At 41.7% G+C, this 21,986-nt stretch carries 22 protein-coding genes and 1 pseudogene; 2 read left to right on the forward strand and 21 right to left on the reverse strand.

The window, feature by feature from the left end; translation table 11 throughout:
• Positions 1-106 precede the first annotated feature (106 nt).
• The 12 genes from CU635_RS11905 to CU635_RS11960 all read right to left on the reverse strand — a co-directional run bounded on the left by CU635_RS11905 (position 107) and on the right by CU635_RS11960 (position 13,067).
• Positions 107-1,114, reverse strand: a complete 1,008-nt coding sequence (locus tag CU635_RS11905) for a LacI family DNA-binding transcriptional regulator (RefSeq protein WP_101577589.1) — start codon at positions 1,112-1,114, stop codon at positions 107-109.
• Between the two features lie 418 nt (positions 1,115-1,532).
• Positions 1,533-4,136, reverse strand: a complete 2,604-nt coding sequence (adhE, locus tag CU635_RS11910; protein ID WP_101577590.1) for a bifunctional acetaldehyde-CoA/alcohol dehydrogenase — start codon at positions 4,134-4,136, stop codon at positions 1,533-1,535.
• A 519-nt stretch (positions 4,137-4,655) separates the two neighbouring features.
• Positions 4,656-5,528 carry a 3-hydroxyacyl-CoA dehydrogenase gene (locus CU635_RS11915; protein ID WP_101577591.1) on the reverse strand — a complete coding sequence of 291 codons (873 nt, stop codon included), beginning with the start codon at positions 5,526-5,528 and terminating at the stop codon, positions 4,656-4,658.
• Positions 5,529-5,577: 49 nt separating this feature from the next.
• The gene (locus CU635_RS11920) at positions 5,578-7,095 is read right to left on the reverse strand and encodes an aldehyde dehydrogenase family protein (protein ID WP_101577592.1); all 1,518 of its coding nucleotides are present in this window, start codon (positions 7,093-7,095) and stop codon (positions 5,578-5,580) included.
• A gap of 14 nt (positions 7,096-7,109) precedes the next feature.
• Positions 7,110-7,883 carry an enoyl-CoA hydratase-related protein gene (locus CU635_RS11925; RefSeq protein WP_101577593.1) on the reverse strand — a complete coding sequence of 258 codons (774 nt, stop codon included), beginning with the start codon at positions 7,881-7,883 and terminating at the stop codon, positions 7,110-7,112.
• Positions 7,884-7,898: 15 nt separating this feature from the next.
• Positions 7,899-8,678, reverse strand: coding sequence for an enoyl-CoA hydratase-related protein (locus tag CU635_RS11930; protein WP_101577594.1), 780 nt, complete (start codon positions 8,676-8,678; stop codon positions 7,899-7,901).
• Complete coding sequence (locus CU635_RS11935; RefSeq protein ID WP_101577595.1) at positions 8,671-8,979, reverse strand: EthD family reductase; 309 nt, start codon at positions 8,977-8,979, stop codon at positions 8,671-8,673. The genes CU635_RS11930 and CU635_RS11935 overlap by 8 nt, the downstream gene beginning before the upstream one ends.
• A 41-nt stretch (positions 8,980-9,020) precedes the next feature.
• On the reverse strand, positions 9,021-9,545 hold the full coding sequence (paaD, locus tag CU635_RS11940; RefSeq protein WP_101577632.1) for a 1,2-phenylacetyl-CoA epoxidase subunit PaaD: 525 nt from the start codon (positions 9,543-9,545) through the stop codon (positions 9,021-9,023).
• Between the two features lie 7 nt (positions 9,546-9,552).
• On the reverse strand, positions 9,553-10,413 hold the full coding sequence (gene paaC / locus CU635_RS11945) for a 1,2-phenylacetyl-CoA epoxidase subunit PaaC (RefSeq protein ID WP_101577596.1): 861 nt from the start codon (positions 10,411-10,413) through the stop codon (positions 9,553-9,555).
• A complete protein-coding gene (gene paaB / locus CU635_RS11950; protein WP_101577597.1) occupies positions 10,361-10,717 on the reverse strand; it encodes a 1,2-phenylacetyl-CoA epoxidase subunit PaaB in 357 nt (118 codons plus the stop codon). The genes paaC and paaB overlap by 53 nt, the downstream gene beginning before the upstream one ends.
• A gap of 23 nt (positions 10,718-10,740) precedes the next feature.
• A complete protein-coding gene (gene paaA, locus CU635_RS11955; RefSeq protein WP_373270885.1) occupies positions 10,741-11,643 on the reverse strand; it encodes a 1,2-phenylacetyl-CoA epoxidase subunit PaaA in 903 nt (300 codons plus the stop codon).
• Positions 11,644-11,735: 92 nt separating this feature from the next.
• A complete protein-coding gene (locus CU635_RS11960) occupies positions 11,736-13,067 on the reverse strand; it encodes a phenylacetate--CoA ligase family protein (RefSeq protein WP_101577599.1) in 1,332 nt (443 codons plus the stop codon).
• 267 nt (positions 13,068-13,334) lie between these two features.
• On the opposite strand from CU635_RS11960, the gene CU635_RS11965 reads away from it, so the two are divergent.
• Positions 13,335-14,399, forward strand: coding sequence for an AI-2E family transporter (locus tag CU635_RS11965; RefSeq protein ID WP_101577600.1), 1,065 nt, complete (start codon positions 13,335-13,337; stop codon positions 14,397-14,399).
• Positions 14,400-14,695: 296 nt separating this feature from the next.
• On the opposite strand, the gene CU635_RS11970 is transcribed toward CU635_RS11965, so the two are convergent.
• The 4 genes from CU635_RS11970 to CU635_RS11985 all read right to left on the reverse strand — a co-directional run bounded on the left by CU635_RS11970 (position 14,696) and on the right by CU635_RS11985 (position 17,368).
• Positions 14,696-15,244, reverse strand: a complete 549-nt coding sequence (locus tag CU635_RS11970) for a CBO0543 family protein (protein WP_101577601.1) — start codon at positions 15,242-15,244, stop codon at positions 14,696-14,698.
• 50 nt (positions 15,245-15,294) lie between these two features.
• Complete coding sequence (locus CU635_RS11975; RefSeq protein WP_101577602.1) at positions 15,295-15,813, reverse strand: CBO0543 family protein; 519 nt, start codon at positions 15,811-15,813, stop codon at positions 15,295-15,297.
• A 142-nt stretch (positions 15,814-15,955) separates the two neighbouring features.
• Positions 15,956-17,059: an AI-2E family transporter gene (locus CU635_RS11980; RefSeq protein ID WP_101577603.1), complete on the reverse strand. Its 1,104-nt coding sequence runs from the start codon at positions 17,057-17,059 to the stop codon at positions 15,956-15,958.
• A gap of 75 nt (positions 17,060-17,134) precedes the next feature.
• Complete coding sequence (locus tag CU635_RS11985; protein ID WP_101577604.1) at positions 17,135-17,368, reverse strand: group-specific protein; 234 nt, start codon at positions 17,366-17,368, stop codon at positions 17,135-17,137.
• 842 nt (positions 17,369-18,210) lie between these two features.
• On the opposite strand from CU635_RS11985, the gene CU635_RS11990 reads away from it, so the two are divergent.
• Positions 18,211-18,402, forward strand: a complete 192-nt coding sequence (locus CU635_RS11990) for a hypothetical protein (protein WP_101577605.1) — start codon at positions 18,211-18,213, stop codon at positions 18,400-18,402.
• 462 nt (positions 18,403-18,864) lie between these two features.
• Here the strand turns inward: CU635_RS11990 and CU635_RS11995 are convergent, their stop codons facing one another.
• From CU635_RS11995 to CU635_RS23820, 5 genes and pseudogenes are all read right to left on the reverse strand, one after another.
• Positions 18,865-19,494 (reverse strand): vanadium-dependent haloperoxidase, encoded by a 630-nt coding sequence (locus CU635_RS11995; protein WP_101577606.1) that lies wholly within the window; start codon positions 19,492-19,494, stop codon positions 18,865-18,867.
• A gap of 65 nt (positions 19,495-19,559) precedes the next feature.
• Positions 19,560-19,715, reverse strand: coding sequence for a hypothetical protein (locus tag CU635_RS23355; RefSeq protein WP_180956550.1), 156 nt, complete (start codon positions 19,713-19,715; stop codon positions 19,560-19,562).
• 495 nt (positions 19,716-20,210) lie between these two features.
• The gene (locus tag CU635_RS12000) at positions 20,211-20,621 is read right to left on the reverse strand and encodes a VOC family protein (RefSeq protein ID WP_101577607.1); all 411 of its coding nucleotides are present in this window, start codon (positions 20,619-20,621) and stop codon (positions 20,211-20,213) included.
• A gap of 175 nt (positions 20,622-20,796) precedes the next feature.
• Positions 20,797-21,303, reverse strand: coding sequence for a GNAT family N-acetyltransferase (locus CU635_RS12005; RefSeq protein WP_101577608.1), 507 nt, complete (start codon positions 21,301-21,303; stop codon positions 20,797-20,799).
• Between the two features lie 66 nt (positions 21,304-21,369).
• Positions 21,370-21,564, reverse strand: a pseudogene (locus tag CU635_RS23820) (N-acetyltransferase); the annotation flags it as partial.
• Positions 21,565-21,986 lie beyond the last annotated feature (422 nt).

Genomic DNA, 21,986 nt, shown 5'->3' on the forward strand with positions numbered 1-21,986 from the left:
ATATGTAATCGATTACAATTATTTAAGCATGTTTTGTAATCGTTTACATATTAGAGTGAAAAGAGTTGGAAGAAACCCGTCTCTTCATGTTTTCGATTCCAACATTTTAATTTGTGAATTTGTTTATTGTGCTTGATTCTCTAACAACTAGTTTGTCTGATAGTATAAATTGCTGTTTGTCTAACGAGTCATTGTTGATCAACTGTAACAGCAACTCCATTGCACACTTTCCAATCTCAAACGTTGGCTGTTTGATAGTAGTCAGTGCAGGTTCAAACACCGATGCAAATTTTATGTCATCAAAACCTACCACAGATATATCGTCAGGAGCTTTTAGACCTTTCGATTTCATTGCTTTAATCGCTCCCATAGCCATCTCATCGTTTCCGGCAAAAACAGCAGTTGGCAGATTTTCCAACGCCAGCAGCTTCGTCATTAGGTTATAGCCGCTCTCATAAGAGAAATCTCCTTCTTGCACTAGGCATGGTTCAATCAGAAGGTTATGTTGCATCATTGCCTGTTGGAAACCTTTTAATCTATCCCTTCCAACTACTACATTTAGCGGTCCTGAAATATGGGCAATTCTCTTATGATGCAAACTTATTAAATGTTCAGTTGCCTTTCTAGCACTACTAATATTGTCAATTGACACAGTAGGAAGCTTAGAACCTTCAAAATACTCACACGCCAGTACAATTGGGTAGTCTTTTGCAATTTCCTCTAGCAATTGCTGGTTGCTTCTTGCTGTAAGAAGAATCATTCCGTCGGCTTTCCTCTGGCGCAGGATATCAAAATATCCATATTCTCTATCAATTATATTACCGGTATCACCAAGTAATACTTGATAGCTGTTTTCTCCGGCAATGGCCTCTATCCCTCTTAAAACATTAGAGAAAAAAGTATTTGTAATGTCAGGTACTATTACCAGGATTGTCTTGGTTTCCATTCTCCTTAGTTGTCTAGCCAGTACATTTGGTTGATATTTCAACTTTTCTATTGCTTGCAATACTTTTTCTCTTGTCTCAATTTTTACAGTTTCGGAGTTACTTATTACCCTTGAAACTGTAGCAGTCGAAACATTTGCCAGTTTGGCCACATCTGCAATTCTTACCATTTGGATGTCAAAATCCTTTCTAGTTCATCTATTACGTATTGTAATCGATTACATTTTGAAGTACAAGAATTTTTTTAAAAAATAAATAGTTTGGACACATGGCGTTGGATTTAACTAGTCACACGAGCCAAGTGCATCTTGCGGATATCCTAAGTAATCAGAAAATCTTCTCAACATGTTCTTATAAAAAATTCCTATATTTCGTCATTGTCGTTAACTAACGCACACTCTTATTACAGGTTGTTCGTATCAAGACAACACCTAAACAAAAATTAATACCATCCTGAGATGAAAGTAGAATCCACACCGCCATTTTCACCAAATCAATACAGATAACAAAGAAGCTGCGAAAAAAACACACTCATTTTTCGCAGCTCCTTTGCAATTTCGGGACTTTTGGACAGCCCACTAATTCAATTTATACTCCTCTAAACGCCTGGCGATATACTTCAGCCAACTCAGTGACGAGCGGGAGTTTCGGATTGGCGGTTGTACACTGGTCTTCAAAAGCCCGATCCGCAAGTTCGTCTACTTTTTGCTCGAAGACTTCCTTGCTGACGCCGTTCGTTTCGATGCTCATCGGAATTTCAAGTTCCTTGGCCAGCTTGATAATCGCTTGAACAAGACTCTCGACACCTTCCTCTGTTGTCCGCGCCGGAAGTCCGAGCGTTTTGGCAATTTCAGCATACCGCTTATCGGCGATAAAATGCTCGTATTTCGGAAAGGCTGCGAACTTCTTCGGCTTAGCAGCATTATAGCGAATCACGTGCGGCAGTAATATCGCATTGGAGCGGCCGTGTGCGATTTGGAACTCGGCTCCAAGTTTATGGGCAAGGCTGTGATTGATGCCAAGGAATGCATTGGCAAAGGCCATTCCCGCGATCGTTGATGCATTATGCATTTTTTCCCTGGCCCATTCATCGCTGCCGTTTCGATAGGCTGTGGGCAAATATTCAAACACAAGCTGGATGGCTTTCATGGCAAGTCCGTCTGTATAGTCATTCGCCATATTCGACACATATGCTTCAATCGCATGTGTTAACACGTCCATACCAGTGTCCGCCGTAATATGCTTTGGAACGGTCATGACGAATTGCGGATCAATAATCGCAACATCTGGTGTAAGCTCATAATCAGCAAGCGGATATTTAATATTATTTTCTTTATCGGTGATCACCGAGAATGATGTAACCTCCGAACCTGTACCTGATGTTGTCGGAATCGCAACAAACTGGGCTTTCCCGCCAAGGTTCGGATATTTATAGATTCGTTTCCGTATATCCATAAACTTCTGTTTTAAGCCGCCAAAATCTGTTTCCGGATGCTCGTAAAACAGCCACATCCCTTTCGCCGCATCCATCGCAGAACCGCCGCCCAAAGCAATAATGACATCAGGCTCAAAGCTGTTCATCAATTCTGCACCTTTCATCACGGTCTCGATTGAAGGATCAGGCTCAACATCCGAGAATATTTCACAATGGACATAATCCGGACGCTTTCTTAAATAGTAGAGAACTTTATCAACATACCCAAGCTTAACCATTCCAGGATCTGTAACAATAAGCGCTCTTGAGATTTTCGGCATTTTCGCTAAATACTGGGTTGAATTCTTTTCAAAGTAAATCTTCGGCGGAATTTTAAACCACTGCATATTGACATTCCTTTTCGCCATTTTTTTAACATTAATCAAGTGGATGGAACCTACATTTGTGGATACAGAGTTCCCGCCAAATGTTCCGCAGCCAAGTGTCAAAGACGGCATATAAGCGTTATAAATGTCGCCAATCGCACCCTGTGATGATGGGGCATTGACAATGATCCGGCCCGCCTTCATTCGGTGACCAAACTCGCTTATGACCGCATCATCGTTTGAGTGAATGACGGCCGAATGGCCAAGTCCGCCAAATTCGAGCATTTCTTCAGAACGGGTTAAGCCTTCTTCTGTGCTGTTCGCTTTATAACAGGCAAGAACGGGACTTAATTTTTCTCTTGAAAGCGGATATTGCGGGCCGACACCCTTTAACTCGGCAATAAGAATTTTCGTGTCGACAGGTACGTGGACGCCTGCCAATTTGGCAATGTCATAGGCAGGCTTGCCAACGATATCAGGGTTGACTGCACAAGTATTTTCACTGATTACCAGCTTTTCAACTTTTTGTTTTTCTTCATTGTTTAAGAAGTAACAATCATGACTAATCATTACTGTTTTCACAGCATCATAGATTTGTTTGTCAATGATGACAGCTTGCTCTGAAGCGCAAATCATGCCGTTATCAAATGTCTTCGAAAGAATGAGGTCATTGACCGATCTTTTCACATTGGCCGTTTTTTCAATATAGCATGGTACGTTACCAGGCCCGACGCCTAAGGCGGGTTTACCGGAACTGTAGGCTGATTTCACCATACCCGATCCGCCTGTTGCAAGAATAAGTGAAACACCCGCATGGTTCATTAATTGCCTTGTCGCTTCAACCGAAGGCGCTTCGATCCACTGTACACAGTTTTCAGGAGCACCTGCTTTTACCGCGGCATCGCGGACGACCCTCGCTGCTTCACTGCTGCTTTTTTGTGCGGATGGATGAAATGCAAAGATTATCGGGTTCCGCGTTTTTATAGAAATAATCGCTTTGAACATCGTCGTTGATGTCGGGTTTGTTACTGGCGTAACACCGGCGATGACACCAACAGGTTCGGCAATTTCCACTACTCCTTCATGTTCATTTTCATGGATGATTCCGACCGTTTTATTGTACTTAATATTATGGTAAACATATTCTGTCGCAAAAATATTTTTGATGATTTTATCTTCATAGACGCCCCGCTTCGTTTCTTCCACGGCAAGCTTGGCAAGCGGCATATGCTGATCAAGCCCGGCAAGTGCCATCTCTTTAACAATCGAATCGATTTGTTCCTGGTCAAACGCCTTAAATTCCTTCAATGCAGTTTGCGCTTTCTTAACTAAACCATCAACCATTAGAGCGGCGGCTTGCTTATCAGTTAAAACTTTTTCATCTAAAGCCATCATAAAAACCTCCTTAATTTTAGTTTGTGAAATATTTCACAAGTTCTACTAAAAAAAATAATGATTCCTGTTATTACACTTTTATTATAATTGATTGGTTGGAAAATGTGTTTGTCTTTTTTGTGAAATGTTGAGCATGATATTCACAATATAATTCTTTTTTATGAAATCGCTATCAATACCTTTATTTTTAATACTTATTAATGAATATATATGTATATATATTCAGAGATATGCAGAATTAAGAGTGAATAAGACCTGCAATCGCCGCGGACATTATTCACTCTGCATTCTATTATAACTATAACGCCAATCAAAAATTTGTTATTCACAAACAGGGTTGCATGGGATTTTTGACAATAGACATATCAGTGTATATCGTTATGTCTTTTCGAATGAGAACAACGTGGTTCATAGTCCAAAGATAAGAAGGAATTTGACTTCCTTCCTCGATCATCATTGCCTTAAAATACTTTATCTATAATTGAACAATATTTGAAACTTGATCGTACAACATTCTCACAACTTATTTTCGTTCTCGAACCGGTAGTCGTAAACGCCCCTTCCCGTCTTGCGTCCAAGGCGTCCCGCTTTCACATATTGCTCCAAAAGCGGTGCCGGGCGATATTTTTCTCCCAACTTTTCATATAGATACTTTAGATTGTGTAAGCGGGTATCCAGACCGACAAGATCGCCCAGTTCAAATGGACCCATTGGATAATTGAGCCCGAGTTTAATCGCTTTATCGATGTCCTCCGCTGTGCCGACACCCTCCTGCAACATGTAGAACGCTTCATTGCCAACAAGCGCGCTAATGCGGCTTGTCACAAAACCGGGAAACTCATTGACGACAACTGTTTCCTTACCCATTGTTCCAGCGGCAGCGCGGATCGCTTCAACTGTTTCGTCACTCGTTTCAAGGCCGCGGACAATTTCAACTAGGGCCATTTTATGGACTGGGTTGAAAAAATGCATCGCGATCACTTTTTCAGGTCTTTTCGTAAACGAGCCGATCTCTGTAGGACTCATTGTTGAAGTGTTAGAGGCGAACAGGCAATGCCCGGGAGCATGCTGGTCAATTACTTCAAAAATGGTCTTTTTAATATCAAGAACTTCCGGAACCGCTTCAATGATTAAGTCAGCCTCTTTAACGTGTTGAACGAGACAAATTGAAAAGGTTAAGCGACGCTTCGCTTCGTCAATTTCCTGCGTGGATAGTTTTCCCCGTTCACGAGATTTGTTGAAAATTCCAATGATCTCAATCTCGGCATTTTTCAACTGCTCATCTTTAATATCAACGAGTGTAGTCAGGAAACCGCCTACAGCACAAACATAGGCAATCCCTCTCCCCATCACTCCTGATCCAATCACAACGACATTCCTCAACTCCATTGCCCCCCTCTCAAAATAAAGCTCACATTAAAGCGGAGCTAGCTGTCCACTAAAGGGCAAACGGGTTTAGCGGCCGGCTGCCATAATACGAGATCATACTTTTGGTTTCTGTATAAAGGTCCAATGTTTCAATGCATAATTCCCGTCCGAAACCTGATTGCTTATAGCCTCCAAAAGGCGTTCCGGGGAACGCTGAAAACGGACAATTGATCATGACAATCCCTGCTTCGATTTGCTTCGATACTCGTGTTGCCCTGGCATGATCTTTTGTCCAAAGCGCCGATCCCAACCCGTATTGGCTGTCATTCGCCAAGTGAATCGCTTCTTTTTCATCTTTAAATTCCATCACAACCGCTACCGGCCCAAAAATTTCTTCTTTTACTGCTTCCATTTCGTGATTAACGTTTATAATAACTGTCGGCTCATACCAAAATCCATTTTCATAGCCGTCTATTTTCGCTTCCTTGCCGCCTGTTAAGACGGTTGCTCCATCAGCGACGGCAGACTTTACATAGCCGTCGATCACGTTCAACTGGTCCCGGTTTATAATGGCACCAACATGGGTGTCCTTTGAGAATGGATTCCCAAGTTTCAGCCGTTTTGTTTTTTCAATAAATTTAGCGATAAATTCGTCATACACATGCTCATGAACATAGAGGCGTGATCGCGCTTCACAAGATTGGCCGCTGTTATAAAAAATTCCAAAAAGCGAGCCGTCAACCGCTGCATCAATATCTGCATCCTCAAAAATGATATTAGGTGATTTCCCGCCAAGTTCAAGAGTGACCCTTTTCAGAGTTTGCGAGGCTTTCGCCATAATATCCTTACCAATGGCTGTAGAGCCTGTAAAAGCCACCTTATCTACATCACGATGCTCAACTAAAAAATTTCCAACGTCAGAACCGGCACCCGGTACGACATTCACAACACCTGCCGGCACACCAGCTTCCATGCAGATTTCGCCGAGGACAAGTGCTGTTAACGGAGTAGGAGACGCTGGTTTAACAATTACCGAACAACCCGCTGCAATCGCCGGGGCGATTTTCCAGGCAGCCATCATTAACGGATAGTTCCATGGAATAATTTGCGCACAAACGCCGACCGGCTCCTTTTCCGTTACATTTTGAAAGGATCCGGGCATACTGTTGACAGCACCACGGTGGCCAACTATCGCACCGGCATAAAATTCAAAGTCTTCAATGGCCTGCATCACCTGGCCCTGGGCCGCTGCCAGCGACTTTCCTGTATTTAAAATCTCTAATTCTACCAGTTCGTTAAATCTTGATCTCATAATACCGGCAATTTTATTTAGTGTCCGGGACCTTTTATTGACGGGAAAATGGCGCCAATTGCCATGGTCAAACGCATTTCTTGCTGCGCGAACGGCTTCTTCCGCATCTTCAATGGATGCTTTGCTGACTTCGGCTGCCTTTTCACCTGTGGCCGGGTTTATAACGGTATAAACCCCTCCATTCAAGCTGTCTTTTCGCTCGCCATTTATAATTAATTGATAAAATTCCCGCTTTGTATCAAGCGCTGCAAATTTCTGTTCCTTCAATGTTTCCATCCATTCATCTCCTTTTAATAGCCTTTAAAAATTGGTTTTCGTTTTTCAGTAAACGCATTGACACCTTCTTTATGATCATCTGTTAACCCGGCAATCCGCTGTGCCTGGGCATCCTTCTCCAAAAATTCCTCGATGCCGCACTGCCAGCTTGCTTTTAAATTACGCTTAATCAAGCCGACCGCTTTAGTAGGCAGTGCGGCAAGCCGGCCAGCAAACATGGCGACCTGCTCCTCCCACTCACCCGAAGCGATCACTTTTGTGACGAGTCCAATATTCGCTGCATCTTCAGCGGATATTCTGTCACCAAGCACGGCAAGCTCCAGAGCTTTTGCATGGCCAACGAGCTTCGGCAGGTAATATAGATTTCCGGCGTCTGGAACGAGACCCACATGAATGAATGCTTGAATGAAGCTTGCTTTATCAGAGGCAAGCCGGAAATCACAGGCAAGTGCGAGGCTAAGTCCAGCGCCTGCGGCCACTCCATTTACGGCGGCAATTACCGGCTTTTCGACTTTTTCAAGCTCCATAACCATCGGATTGTAGCGGGTTCGCAAAATTTCCCCATGGTCTGTGCCGTCAGTCACACCACCTAAGTCTTCGCCGGAACAAAAAGCGCGCCCCGCACCGGTTATGACAATCGCCCGTACTTCGGGATCTGCCCCGGCCTGCTTTAAGGCTTTTCTTAGCTCACGGTTTAACTCTTCGGTAAAAGCGTTTAATTTTTCAGGACGATTCAGCGTTAACCAGGCTGTTTGGCCACGGAGCTCATAGTTTACGGTATTGTACATCGTATGTACCACCCCTTATCTCCCTTTAAAATCAGGCTTTCGTTTTTCCTGGAAAGCTTTCATGCCTTCCTTTTGGTCCTCTGATGAAAATAGCAAATAAAAATTTTTCCGTTCAAATTGCATTCCTTCATATAAAGGATAATCGACGGCTTTTAAAACGGATTCTTTAATCAGCCTGATCGACAGCGGCGGCTGCAGCGCGATTTGCCGGGCAAGCTTGACCGTTTCTTCGATCAAGAGCTCCGGGGCAACAATTTGATTGATCAATCCGTACTTAAGCGCTTCTCGGCTTGAAATTCGTTTTCCGGTAAACAACCATTCCATCGCTTTTGTTTTACCGACGAGCTTGGTTAAGCGCTGTGTTCCCCCAGCACCGGGCATAATCCCGAGATTGACTTCGGGAAATCCGAACTCAGCACCTTCGGCAGCCAGTAAAAGATCACAGCAAAGAGCTAATTCGAAAGCACCGCCGAGCGCAAAGCCGTGAACGGCCCCGATGATCGGCTTTTTAATCCAGGCGAGACGGTCCCAGTCGGCAAACTGGTTCAGCATCTCCAAGTCGATCGAACTGGCATTTGCCATTTCGTCGATATCTGCCCCGGCAGCAAAGGCGCGCCCTTTTCCATTTAGCACGATGACACGAACATTGTCATCCCGGTCATAAGACTCCATCACCGATAAAATTTCAAATATCATCGTGCGATTCAGGGCGTTTAACACATGCGGACGATTTAAAGTGATCATACCGATCTGCTCGCTTATCCCGGTTTCAATAAATTGATATCCTTCACTCATTTACTTCTTCACCGATCATCATCGTAACTAAATCACCAGCAAAAGACATAACATCCTTTCCGGAAGCTTTGGCCTCGTCTGTTTTCATGGCCGCTTTGAATGCATCAGGACCGTCATAAAACATTTCGCACATTAAATAATACTTGCCCTCCCCTCCCATCGGGCTGCCGATTATTTTCGTTACTTTCATTTCGCGCAGACCGGGAATCTTGGCTGTCAACGGCGCATGAGTATTAAAATAATGGTCATCAAAAGCTTCCTTGTTTTCCGGGTGCTTGTATAAAGCGATTAATTTAATCAATCATTCCATCTCCTTTAATTAAATAGATTTATAGCCAATCTTTACATCAGCGTGGATACCGGCTTCATTGCCTCAAAAGGATTTTTGCAAGATTTGCAGTATAGGATACTCCGGCAGGCAGTCGGGCCAAAGAGATTGTCAATTGATGTGTATTCGGAATCACAATACGGGCAATTGACGCTCCAGCTTCCATCCGGACCGAACACTTTCGGTGGAGGCGCGATTCCGAATTCCTTTAACTTCTGCCTTCCAGCTTCTGAAACCCTTGCCGATGTCCACGGAGGATGATAGATAAATTGAACATCCACTTCGACTTCTTCCGATAGCCCAGATAATGCTTTTTCGATATTGTTCTTAATAATATCAAGAGCCGGACAGCCCATAAATGTCGGCAGTAACTGGAGTTTGACTTTGTTGTCCAGCACCTCCAATTTTTCAAGCATGCCAAGTTCAATGATGGAAATCGCATCTATTTCCGGATCCTTTACAAAATAAAGCGCTTCCAAAACTCTTTCTTCGAGAGTATGGACATTAACTATTTCTTGATTGTTGTCCTTCACGGTCATCCTTCCTTTACCAGCTTGCGGCTGGATCAAAGTGGTATACTTCCCCAAGAGTAGAAATGGCCTTGGTGAGATCATCAGTATGAACGCCGTTTCGTCCATCTCCGTGTTTCATGGGAAAACGGGTGGGAATCTGTAGATTGACAGAGTTAAAAACGGGTTTCATCGCTTCTTTCCACCGCTTTTGCAAGATTTCCTCCGAATCTATCAAATCGTGACGCACAATTTCAGCACCTTTATTACCAAGACTGAGCAATCCGCCGAAATCGTCCATTACGATTGTAATGGCCTGCTCCATTCTCGATCTTGCTTCACCGCCGGCGAGCATCAACTGTTCAAACCATGTTTTCCAATGGAGCTGATGATAATAAAGTTCCATACTAATCTTTACCGCCGTTTCGGACAAAGGCTGATAGCTTGAGTTTTTCATAGAATTGATTTTGATTTTTTTGGCTGCCGTATAGAAATAATGGCGGACAACGGCAAATGCCCAATCATAATCAGGTTCTCTTAAATAATCGCCCGGTCCATTCGCCATTTCCAATAAAATAGCATTGCGGCGCTGTTCGGGTGTGCGGACGTGGGCCAAAGCGTCAACGCTGCCTTCACCAAGATCCTCAAGCAGCTGATAATACATGGCTGCATGGCCCATCGTGTCCTGATTAATCGATGAGAAAGCGACATCCTCTTCAATATGGGGAGCAAGTCCAAGCCATTCCGATCCTCTATAAGCGAGAATAAAATCATCATCTGCCAGTTGATACAGCAATTCAGCCAAAGAGTCTTTATAAGATGGATTCTCAAGTGCTTCAGCTGAGTTAAGCTTTTTCACGATCGTGCTCCCCTCCCCATGATAATATTTCCTTCTCATCGAGCATCCCCTGCTCATATTGACGCCATTTCTTTTTTAAATAGCCGTATCCTTTTGTATTTCGATAATCTTTGTTGTCGATGCGCTGCAATGATTGCCGTTCTGGAGCGGTCATCTTTCTAATATATGAGCGTTTGACGACCCAAATATCTGAAACAGGCTCCCTCCTCATAAAATTTTCTTGAGCCATAATCAAAGCGAGCTCTTCATTCGGCGCCAATAAAGAAAACTGATACTGAATCGGCGCTGCATCATTTCTTTTGCTAAACACTTCGTATTCCTGGTAAAAACCTTCACTGCCCAAAAAAACCCCCTCCTTCGATGACATTAGCTCCCGCTGCCCAACGCTTCACGGACCCATGAATTCATTTCATATGATTTGCGGCGCAGCTTTAGCCGTTCCTGCGATTTTGGTCCGTTGTTTTTAACAATCTGCTTAAAGCGGGCCCAATCAGGCTGCTGATAAATCCATTTGTTTGCTTGATTATCGAAATACATCGTCTCATCCGGTACCGTTAAGCCGAGTGACAACACTCTCGGAATATATTTTGAGAAAAAGTCCTGACGAAGCTGTTCGTTTGTTTTTGTGCGAATTTTATATTTGATCGTGATATCCTGTTTCGAGGTCCCGGTCGTTGAAGCATCCCCGGGCCCAAAAAACATCAGCAAAGCTTCCCACCAGCGGTTGATTGACGCTTGAACCATTTCGCGTTGCTCTTTCGTGCCCTCGGCGAGCGCCATAATAATCGCCTCCCCATGCTGGGCGTGAAAAACTTCTTCTGCACAGATGCGTTTTAAAGCCCGGGCATATGGACCGTAAGAAGCGCTGAGCATATTCGTTTGCGTGATAATGGCAGCGCCGTCAACGAGCCAGCCGATCAGGCCTGCGTCCGCCCAGGTCGGTGCTTCCATATGGAAAACATTATGGAATTTTAGATTACCGCTAAACAGATCATTCATAATATCTTCACGTGTTTTTCCAAGTGGCTTCATTAAATCTTCAGTGACGCGGAGGAGCAGCTGGCCATGGCCCATTTCATCCTGAACCTTTGCCATAATGCCAAGCTTGCGCTTCAAGGTCGGCGCTTTCGGCACCCATTCTTTTTCGGGAAGCGCCCCCATTATTTCGCTGATCCCATGCATTGAAATCAGCTTAATTAAGGTCATTCGATACTCATCGGGCATCCAATCGTCCGCTTCGATTTTTTCGCCTGCTTCTATCCGTTCCATAAAAAGCTCGTATTTTTGATGTTCTGATAAACACTCAAATGAAACCGTTTCTTCCAAATTTGCCACCTCCAGTTTATCGATTCCGACATTTGCTAAAGTGCAAAATTACCCTGCTCATTCCTTCGATCAATAACCCTGAGCGCCTTTCCCTCTGAGCGGGGGATCGACTTTGGTTCCCGGATGACCGTATCCATTGCAATCAGGCAGCTGCTTTTCAAAGCGGCCTTAAGTTTTCGCTCTAACTGGCGTATCTTGTCATGGGCCAGGTCAAAATCGATAGCTTTAAAGCACTCTTCAGTTATCTCGACGTGAAGCTCCAGTACTTTAAAAGAACGTTTTTGCAGCATATGAATTTGATAATGGGGTGCCAGCTCTTTCATCTTTAACATGCTGTGCTCAATTTCTGAAGGAAATACATTCACCCCATTCACATTGAGCATATCATCGATCCGCCCCTTTATTCTCGACATCCGGGCCGTTGTCCGGCCGCATCGGCACTTTTCTTTATTTAATGAAGCAACGTCGCCTGTCCGATAGCGGATAACCGGAAAAGCTTCCTTTGTTAAGCTCGTAAATACAAGCTCACCGTCATCACCATCGGCAAGAGGCTCAAGTGTTTCAGGGTCAATCACTTCGGCATAAAAGTGATCCTCGGCAATATGGAGGCCATTTTGCTCTTCATGACATTCGATCGCCACCCCCGGCCCAATCACTTCACTTAACCCATAAATATCACATGCCTTGATAGCCAGCTTCTCTTCGATTTTACGGCGCATTTCCTCTGACCATGGTTCGGCCCCGAGGATCCCATAACGCAGTGACGTTGCTGCTGGTTTTTTCCCCATCTCTTCCATTGTTTCAGCAATATTTAACACATAGGATGGTGTCCCACAGATAACCGTTGGCTGGAAATCTTCAATCAGCATGATTTGCCTTTGCGTGTTTCCCCCTGAAATCGGAACCGTGACCATCCCCAATCTTTCACTCCCGTAATGGAGACCAAGCCCGCCTGTAAATAAACCATAACCATAGGCATTATGGAGAATTTCCCCTGGTTCTCCCCCGGCAGTGGCAATCGAGCGGGCGACAATTTCGCTCCACATCTCGATATCATGTTTCGTATAGCCGACAACGGTCGGTTTCCCGCTTGTACCTGAGGAAGCATGAAGACGAACCAGCTCGGTTTTCGGAACAGCAAGCAAGCCAAACGGATACCCTTTTCGCAAATCTGCTTTGGTCGTAAAAGGCAGATCTACCATATCATTCAGACCCAGGTTTCTTTCAGGATTGAAACCGTTTTCATTAAACTTTTTTCTATAGAACGGAACATGTTGGTAAACTCTTTCTGTTGTTTTTTTCAGCCTTTTTTGCTGAAGGGATCTTATTTCCGTTCGAGTGGCCGTTTCAATCGAATCGATAATCAAATTCTTCCCTCCTTAATGAGCGTTCGATAAGATAAGCCAAATCATCAATCGTAAGTTCTTTTTGTATGACGTTAATAAATCGTAATGTAATATTTGTGTTATACACTGTTTAAAACAAAGATAACTTGAAAATATTTAAAAGTCAACTAATTTTTCTGAAAATTATCTATATTTAATAAATGCGACCGCTCTTTTTCTTTTTGTTTAATAGAGGTGTTTTTCAGGAATTAAAGAAAGAAAGATTTCAGTTCAGGGAGGGGAATTCTTATGTGGATCCGTCAGCCATTTTTTAAATATGGGGCTGCCGTCTTACTTGCTTTATTGATTATCTTTATGTTTGGAAAAATTGATTATTTTATCTGGCCCTTTCAAAAGACGATTGCCACAATATTTTTCCCAATCCTTATTTCCGGGCTGTTGTATTATATTTTGCGGCCGGTTGTCAGATCGCTTTCAAAGCATATCCATAAAACGGTTAGTATCGCTCTCGTTTATTTATGTATCATTGGCATCGGCTATGCGTTTGTTTATTTTGCCGGAGCAATTATTGGAGAACAAGTTCAGCAATTTTCTGAGCAGTTTCCGGAAAAGCTAAAGGATTTCTCTGAGGAATCGAAAGAAATAGTGGAAGAAAATAACTTTGGGATGTTTTCTGCAGATGATATCGAACAACGGGCCTTAAAATATTTAAGCTCCATGACTCGAAATATTGCGACGCTGATTTCAACGATCACAAGCGTCGCTACCGTACTCGTGATTGTTCCATTCATTGTTTTTTATTTTTTAAAGGACGACGACAAGCTGATACCTTTTCTGCTCAGGTTCATACCTGACGATGTTAAGCATGAAGGAGAGCGGATTTTAAAAGACGTCGATAAAACGTTGTTTACTTATATCACAGGCCAATTTTTGATCGCTTTTACGGACGGCGTTTTGATGTATATCGGTTACTTAATCATTGGTCTCGATTATGCGTTAATCCTCGCCCTGTTCGCAATGTTTTTAACGGTCGTTCCATTTCTCGGGCCTTTAATCGGGGTGATCCCCGCTTTGTGTGTCGGGCTTCTCAATGATCCATTCATGGCGCTGAAAATTATCATTGTGTTAATCATCGTACAGCAGCTTGAAGGGAATCTCGTCACGCCGCAAGTGATGGGCAATCGATTGAATCTTCATCCGTTGACGGTCATCACCCTGCTTCTGGTTGCCGGTTCCATCTATGGCTTTATTGGAATTTTGATCGCCATTCCACTTTACTCGGTTGTAAAAGTGATTGTGAAAGACTTTTGGAGGTTCTATAACTTAAGGCAACGAAATATAACAAATGCGTAAGCTCCTTGTCCACCCGACAAGCGCTGGCCGACTAAAAAGCGCCACACGTCAATCGCCGAATGCCGGCACTAGTACGTCCTGTACGTCGCAGGGCCGGACGGTGAAGCCGTTCTCTGACTTCATGCATATAAAAATCAAATGATTTTTTTAGTGCGATTTTACACAAAAAATTATTTTTTCAATATCATTTTGTGGGAGTTTTTCGTAAGTCATATTCCAGTTTCGGCTTGAAAGATGCAGGAAAATACGAAAAAAGCCATTGTACGACACAGTTCCGACAATGGCTCATCATTCATTTATTTTGCTTTCTTTATGATCAGCCGTGTCAACCACCTGATTGACAATCCGAGAACGCTGAAGACGATCAACGAGGTAAAATGGCTCCAACCGATATTTAGTTTTAACAAATCATAATGCATAAAGATAGGCTCAATAATAAAGGAAAACACAAATGCCAAGCCGAGATTAGCGAAAAAAAACGGCCAGTTATTTGGAAAAAATTGATATATAATCATATAAGCGACTGGAATTACGCCGATGTCAGCTGATATTAGTGTGTGTTTAATTGGAACCAGTCCTTTAGGATACTCCCAGAATCCGAACGTTGACCCAAGCTCATCAAGCAAAGATGCGATGCTCGACCATAACAAACCATGAAGCAAAATTTCGAGCAGCCGTCCCCTGTCGACTATTTTCCACCAGACAATCCATGGGATAAAAGTAGCGGCGAGCAAGAACCACCAGTGAGGCTCAAATAAGCTATAATCAGCGAAATAGACTTTGCCCATTGCATCGATCACATCCTGGTATTCCTGGATTTTTTTATATTCCACATTATGTGCCATTTACACCACCTGTTAGTCCTTTGCTTGAAATGATCGGGAAAGCTTACCGTTTATCTTAGTTCGATTGGTGTACCAGCAGGAACGTCAAAAAAGAAAATCAAAAAGACCGTAAACGGGATACTTAATGCAATTGCTAAAAGCGGTTTGCGAAAATGAATATAAATGATCGTATACATGACCGTATAAAACATCAACGAATAATATACATTCCAACCGTGAAAATAATGGATCATGTCGAAATGATAATAAATCGATTCGACAATAGAACTACATATAACCCATTTAAAAATATAAAAAACCTTTTTTTTTGACTCTTTTCCGATGATATGTGATAGATATAAAATCGTAGCTCCCGGCAGGACAAGAAAAGAATAGGCAAGATCGGTAATGATATAGCTGAATTGGGGTATCGGTTCATACTTCCATAACCAGTAGTTAGCCGCAAGTAGATTGTAAAGAATGCTGGCCAAGGCTACAAAAAGCATAGTTGGATAGTAAGAGTACCAGTTTTTCCAATCACCCCAAATAAAAGCAGCTGTTATTACAAAAACAATCAAAAAGAGATGCATACATTAATCACCTTTACGTGTTCGAATATGTTCAGTATTTGCTAATGAATGTAAACCTATGAATGCAAACAGACTCGTACAGTAATGACCTCATAAAAAAACCATGCCGTTTTATTTTTAACGACATGGTTTTTAGCTTTTATTACGTAATGTTCTCGTTCTCCAAGTACATTTTTCGCGCTCTCAAAAAACGGATCGTATTTAAAACAATCGTTTTTGTAACCGCATAGAACGGAATGGCTAAAATCATTCCCAATACGCCTGCAAGATTACCCGCTACAAGCAGTAAAATAATAATTGTCGCCGGATGGGTATCAAGCCGTTTGCCGAGAATGAGCGGGGATAAGACGTTCCCTTCAATTTGCTGCGCGATTGCGATTACGACTACAACAAGAATCGCTTTCGTAGGAGAATCAAACAAAGCAATCACAACAGCAGGTGCGCCGCCCAAAATAGGTCCAACATACGGAATGATGTTTGTAACGGCAACAATCAACGCAAATACAAGCGCATAAGGTAAATCAATGATCAAATAGCCGATAAAGGCAATCGTACCAACAAATAAGGCGACTGTCACCTGCCCCTGAATATAAGCAGCAAGTGTTTCATTTGTGTCTTTTAAAGTATTTAACGCTTCCTGCCGATAGCTTGCGGGCAAAAATTTTACAAGCGCCTGGGGAAAGTTCTTGCCGTCTTTGAACATATAAAACAATAGGAACGGAACAGTAACAATCGTGATCGTGATATTCGCAAGCACACCGAACACATTTGAGATCCCGTTTGTCAGTTTATCCGGCAAAGTATTGGCAAAATTGATAATCGCGTTTTCGATATTTTCAATAGGCACGTAATCCTGTGTCATAAACCATTGAAATTGCTTTGAATCAGCTAAATTATCAATCACGTTTCTCGTTTGCGCAACGTACATTGGCAAATCATTGAATAACGCGGTAACCTGCCTGGATATGACAGGCGCAACAAGGACGACCACAAGCGCTATTAAACCAATAAATAGAACGTACAGTATCGCGATCGCCAGCGTTCTTGGGATTTTAGCCTTCTGCAGCAAAACGAGAGCGGGATTTAATAGAAAATACAAAAAACCTGTAATGATAATTGGAAAAAACAAAGTCGAAGCAAAAACGACAATTGGTTCAAATAAAAAGGAAATTTTCGTTGAAACATAAACAATAATTAAAAGAAGCAAAATTTCTAATGTCCAAAAATGGAGTTTTGACTTAAACAACGAGTTCATCCTTTCAATATGGCAGGCTGCATCCTTGCACACAAAAATTATTTAACATCCAAACTGTTCCGCGAATTACACATTTCTTAAAATTAACTCTAGTCTGCGATTTCGCTCTTGCTTGTCTTGTTCATCTGCAAGATCGTATTTTTTCAGTAAATGGAACACATTATTCAGGATGTCCTGCGTATGCTCTTCAGCTAAAAATTTTGAAAATAACTCCGTGATTTCTTTCGGCAAATATTCAGACTGTGACGCAAATTTATTTTTGACATCGTCATGAGAATGATCGACATTGCACTCACTCATGTTATAACCTCCTCTATCCTTTCTCTCATATTCCCTTATTAGTGGCTCTTATTCACAAATGCCCTCTGTTTCTGGTCAGTATGTATGTTCTTCGGCGTTCGGCTACATTTTATCATGATGGAATGCTTTTATCCACGGCTGGATGTTTTGTATCTGCGAGCAAAATCCCCTCGATAACAAGCTTCAATAAAACATCCTCTGCGAAAAAATGTATCAAAAAAGATAGAATTGCACAAGGAAAATACTGGTTACACAACGAGATCTTCGAAAATAAGCAATCTCCCTTTAATGATTTTTATTATATTAAAGCCAATTATTTCCAATAAAACTAAATGAAAGCGGGTATATATGTAAAGTAATTATCTGGTCCGTACTCCTCGGGAGCAGCGGAACAAGCGGTATGTAACATCACCTGTCGCGCGACAATGTGAAGAGCTCTTAAAAGAGTTCTCCTATTGCAAAGATACATTGATCTCTCCAATTCAACTTCGAATCATATCTATCAGGAGATTGGTTTTCAGCCGATTATGGACTCGACAAGTGGTTAAGTTTTCGTGAGTTTGAACGGAGTGATGGTGCTGGGACAGAAAGGATTTTTTGTTTTGTCCGACGAAAAAATAAAATATACGAAAACCCTTACAAAATAGGCTGTTAAAATGGGACATTAGATAAGTTTGTTTCATATATTAATGTACAGTGAAGCGTGGAAATCCTATATTTCGCAAACCCTTTTAGCAATCGAGCCTATCAATATTTTTCCTGAGCCCAGCTTCACCGTTGGCAAGCTGGAGTCGCTATTGAAATTAGCTGGCCGACCATCATGATTAAAAAGGGGTGAGACAATGAACAATACAGTATTATTATTTTTAGCTGGTATTCTGGCTGGATTTGCACTATTAAAAGTTCCGGCAGTATCTTTTCTTACCGGATTAATATCTTTATTCCAAATTATCGGAGCACTTGCCATCATCGTGTTCTCTCTTGCGTTAATATATCTGGGCTTAAGAACCCTGCTGAGCCGAAATTGGGGTTAATATAGGGCCTAATTAATTTGTTATTCATAGTTCGAAAGGACCAATCTTTTTGGTCCTTTTGTATGTGTCAGTTTATTAACGTCTTATTGTTAGTTACACTGATAATGTTTGCATACAAAGGCATGCGATGATCTTGATAAGCGAAACAAAGTACAAATACCTGGTTTTTAAGATTTTTATCCCATGCCTTACACCGAGAAATCATGGTCACTTTCTTCTTCATTACCAAATTATTTTCCTCTCCCCCTCTTTTTGAATTGAAGCCCTTATTAAATTTATGTCTGTATGAATAGTTTAGCATCATAGGCTACATAAACTATGGTATATATCGGCAATATGATATTAAACTATCCTGCCCCACCAGCAAAAAAAGCTGCCGTAGCAACTCAATAGTAAAAATCAATGAACTGTGAATAAATATAATTTTTCAACTCTATTTAAAGCCGCATAGTGGTATTGTTATTAACACGACGTATCCATCACTAACGAATCACACATCTGATCCGAGTCAGAGATACATGCTTGTTCATATGGTGGCATAAGTTCAGCATTTTTGAACTCACGATACGGGACATCAACTGGTCCTCGAGCACTACTGTCTTTTTGCAATTCATTTACAACAATGCTGCCTATTTGTCTGCCAAGACGTAATCCTTGTTCGTTATCAATAGGGAAGTGAATCCCACCGTAAAGTCTGGACAGTGCGTCTTCTTCAGCTAATTCATGAATACGTTTGCTCTCTGCTGGAAAGAAATAGCTTAAAATAACCTCAGCCGCACCTGCGACCGCACCGTGACCCGATGTGTATGACGGATGTCTTGGTGTACATATTACAGTAGCAAGATCTTCATCAAATTGGTTTGGCCTGGCTACAAGCCATTTGTATTTCACATACCATGTAGCAACTAAAGCATCATTTAATCCAGCATAAAAAGCGGCAAGAATCCTGGCTGCTCTGGGTGCTTCAACACCATACGTGTCGATTAATTGTTCCACAATTGGGATCCACTGCTTTGAAGGAGGTCCACCCCCCCAATACTTTGCGATAATAATTTGCCTCTCTGTTAAATTATCTAAAACATGGTGAACCATTCCAAGTTGTTTACACCAGTCGATTGTATTTGGGTTTCGAACCGCAAGCTTTATTGGACATCCATCTAATGTCTCAAACCCTTTATTCGGATTGCGGCGAATATAGTACGTTCGCCACTGACCCGAAACTGTTCAACCGGATTGGTTGGCGGCCGGTTTTCACCTGCATAAGGAAGCTCTGTCCACAACGGATAGCTCCTTTTCACTTTCTTCAATGTCATCACCACACTTTCTGTTTCTATATAAATATGCTTTGTCCACTTTGTTGTATACACAGAAACCTAAATGCTCGTACACCAAACGGGGAAATTAATGGTTCTCTTCTTCAAAAACTAGTTCATAAAATGGAAATCCTTCATCTTCTTCCGGGATCGATTTAAACCCTAATCTATTATAGAAACCCGATGATGCAGGATTCGCATTCCACTGTAACCAGGAAGCTCCGTTTACCTCAGACCATCGCCTTATACTTTCAAAAAGTGATGCTGCAATACCCTTATTTCTTGCTCATCTAATACGAATAAATCATGGAATCGATGTAACTTTCTTCCCGTTCTTAAATGGGGTCCATAATCTTGAACCCAACCGCACCCTACTGCTTTATGATTGACAAAGGTTGCCTTTTCCACGTTGATGATTTGTTAAACAATAAAAAAGGGAGCCTTCACTGCTATATCAGTAAAGCTCCCATCATTATTATCGAGGATGATTAGATTCTAATTGACTCCACTTTCCTCCATATACATTAGCTCCCATAGATGTCCATCTATATCCTGAAAACTCCATCCGTACATAAAGCCATGATCAACTGGGTCATTAGAAGTCTTTCCGCCAGCTGCTAGCGCCTTATTCACAATCTCATCAACTTGCTCCCTGCTTTCAGCAGATAACGCTACAATCACTTCTGTAGTCTGAGTAGCATCAGAAATATCTTTTTTGGTAAAACTCTTAAAATAATTTTCAACCAGTAGCATGACAAATATATTTTCGCTGATCACCATACATGTGGCATTTTCATCGGTAAATTGGGCGTTAAATTCAAATCCTATTTGTGAAAAAAAATCGATGGAGTTATGCAAATCTTTTACCGGCAAATTGACAAAAATTTTATCTGCTTGAACTGCCATACTATCACCGTTCCCTTTCTTTTTATGTCCTGCTATATATTTTCTGTATTGTTTGCCATATTCCTTCCTAAAAAGGAAATTGTTCTAATAGATTCTTTAGCTAAGCCGCTGTTGCAAATGTAGCAACCCGATAAATCCCGAGCTTTTTAATTGAAATCTCCCAATTCTCCAAAGCTTAAAGACATTTATAATATAAAACAGTTGTATGTAGCTCCCCATTTGCTGACTTGGCGTAATAAGGGATCCGTCCAGCTTCCTGAAAACCTAATGATTTATAAAGGTGATTTGAAGGGGTACCCTCTCTTGTATCAAGAACTAACAGCGACCTGCTTTCTTGAATCGCTCTTTTTTGAACGGTATCCATTAATAAACGACCAATGCCATTATGTCTATAATCGGGATGTGTCATTAATTTTGCTACTTCCGCTCTATGCGTTCCATTCTGTTTAGTGGACAGAATGAGTTGAACGCTCCCGACAATCTGATTGTTAATCTTCGCTGCTAACAAAATAACTTCTGGTGATAAGACAGCTTCCCAATATTTAGTTGCCTCTGAAAGCGTCATAGGTGGCAGAAAGCCTATTGACGCTCCCTCTTCCACCACTTTTACCAAAAGCTCAGAAAGCTGATTAATATGTTCATCAATCGTAGTTAACTCTGCGATATTAATATCATTTAACAATAGAATCACCTCAGGTTCCTTCAAGTTCACTTTGTATTCGTTTGTAAACAATTGTGGATGTAGTTATTATAAATCTGATGATAAACGTATCATATTCCGACACTGGATTCCGTTCTCAAAAATTGCTTCTATAGTAATGTCTCTTAAAAAAATCCCGGTCGACTCCAGTTATCCTAAAACCACATTTTGATAAAGAGCAAGTTGCATTATACTTGAATTCCCAGTACCAATTTCAATTGTTTTATATCCTTGTGACCTGGCCCGATTAGCATCCACACTACGCAAAATCACTTAACCGCAGTGTGACTCCAGGAACCACATTGAGTAATTACATGCCGCTTGTTAGTAAAAGTCTTTTTCAGTCTTGGACCTATTTTTCTAACTTTATTATTGCTTTGGGAAAAAGGAAAAATTTAGAGTAATCTGTTTCATTTCCTTCCTATTTATGATAAAGTTATTTTTATAATATTTATGCTATTCAAAGGAGGAATGTAATATGAGCGTATATACAATATCTGAAAGCATTGTTAATTTCATATCACAGCCCTTCGGTAACAAGGAAGTATTAATTTAAATTAATATTTCCATTTCAATGGTTGAATGTTTATGATCCATGGGCTGTGAAAATAGCGTATGGTTTCTATTTAACGGGGAAGTTCTGACTTTAGCAGACTTCCACTGCA

The organism is Bacillus canaveralius (genome assembly GCF_002860125.1).
Classification (GTDB): Bacteria; Bacillota; Bacilli; order Bacillales; family Cytobacillaceae; genus Bacillus_BJ; species Bacillus_BJ canaveralius.

Excerpts from the sequence above, each read along its gene's own strand:
- CU635_RS11985 (WP_101577604.1), bottom strand. The coding sequence starts at position 17,368 with ATGAGTGAGTGCAATGTCGATCATTCTCATGACGATGTCAAAAATAAA.
- CU635_RS12000 (WP_101577607.1), bottom strand. The coding sequence starts at position 20,621 with ATGGCAGTTCAAGCAGATAAAATTTTTGTCAATTTGCCGGTAAAAGAT.
- paaC (WP_101577596.1), bottom strand. The coding sequence starts at position 10,413 with ATGAGAAGGAAATATTATCATGGGGAGGGGAGCACGATCGTGAAAAAG.
- CU635_RS11925 (WP_101577593.1), bottom strand. The coding sequence starts at position 7,883 with ATGTACAATACCGTAAACTATGAGCTCCGTGGCCAAACAGCCTGGTTA.
- CU635_RS11905 (WP_101577589.1), bottom strand. The coding sequence starts at position 1,114 with ATGGTAAGAATTGCAGATGTGGCCAAACTGGCAAATGTTTCGACTGCT.
- adhE (WP_101577590.1), bottom strand. The coding sequence starts at position 4,136 with ATGGCTTTAGATGAAAAAGTTTTAACTGATAAGCAAGCCGCCGCTCTA.
- CU635_RS11975 (WP_101577602.1), bottom strand. The coding sequence starts at position 15,813 with ATGCATCTCTTTTTGATTGTTTTTGTAATAACAGCTGCTTTTATTTGG.
- CU635_RS11930 (WP_101577594.1), bottom strand. The coding sequence starts at position 8,678 with ATGAGTGAAGGATATCAATTTATTGAAACCGGGATAAGCGAGCAGATC.
- CU635_RS11970 (WP_101577601.1), bottom strand. The coding sequence starts at position 15,244 with ATGGCACATAATGTGGAATATAAAAAAATCCAGGAATACCAGGATGTG.
- CU635_RS23355 (WP_180956550.1), bottom strand. The coding sequence starts at position 19,715 with ATGACATTGAAGAAAGTGAAAAGGAGCTATCCGTTGTGGACAGAGCTT.
- CU635_RS11965 (WP_101577600.1), top strand. The coding sequence starts at position 13,335 with ATGTGGATCCGTCAGCCATTTTTTAAATATGGGGCTGCCGTCTTACTT.
- paaA (WP_373270885.1), bottom strand. The coding sequence starts at position 11,643 with ATGGAACGGATAGAAGCAGGCGAAAAAATCGAAGCGGACGATTGGATG.
- CU635_RS11995 (WP_101577606.1), bottom strand. The coding sequence starts at position 19,494 with ATGGTTCACCATGTTTTAGATAATTTAACAGAGAGGCAAATTATTATC.
- CU635_RS11920 (WP_101577592.1), bottom strand. The coding sequence starts at position 7,095 with ATGGAAACATTGAAGGAACAGAAATTTGCAGCGCTTGATACAAAGCGG.
- CU635_RS11915 (WP_101577591.1), bottom strand. The coding sequence starts at position 5,528 with ATGGAGTTGAGGAATGTCGTTGTGATTGGATCAGGAGTGATGGGGAGA.
- paaD (WP_101577632.1), bottom strand. The coding sequence starts at position 9,545 with ATGACCGTGAAGGACAACAATCAAGAAATAGTTAATGTCCATACTCTC.
- CU635_RS11990 (WP_101577605.1), top strand. The coding sequence starts at position 18,211 with ATGAACAATACAGTATTATTATTTTTAGCTGGTATTCTGGCTGGATTT.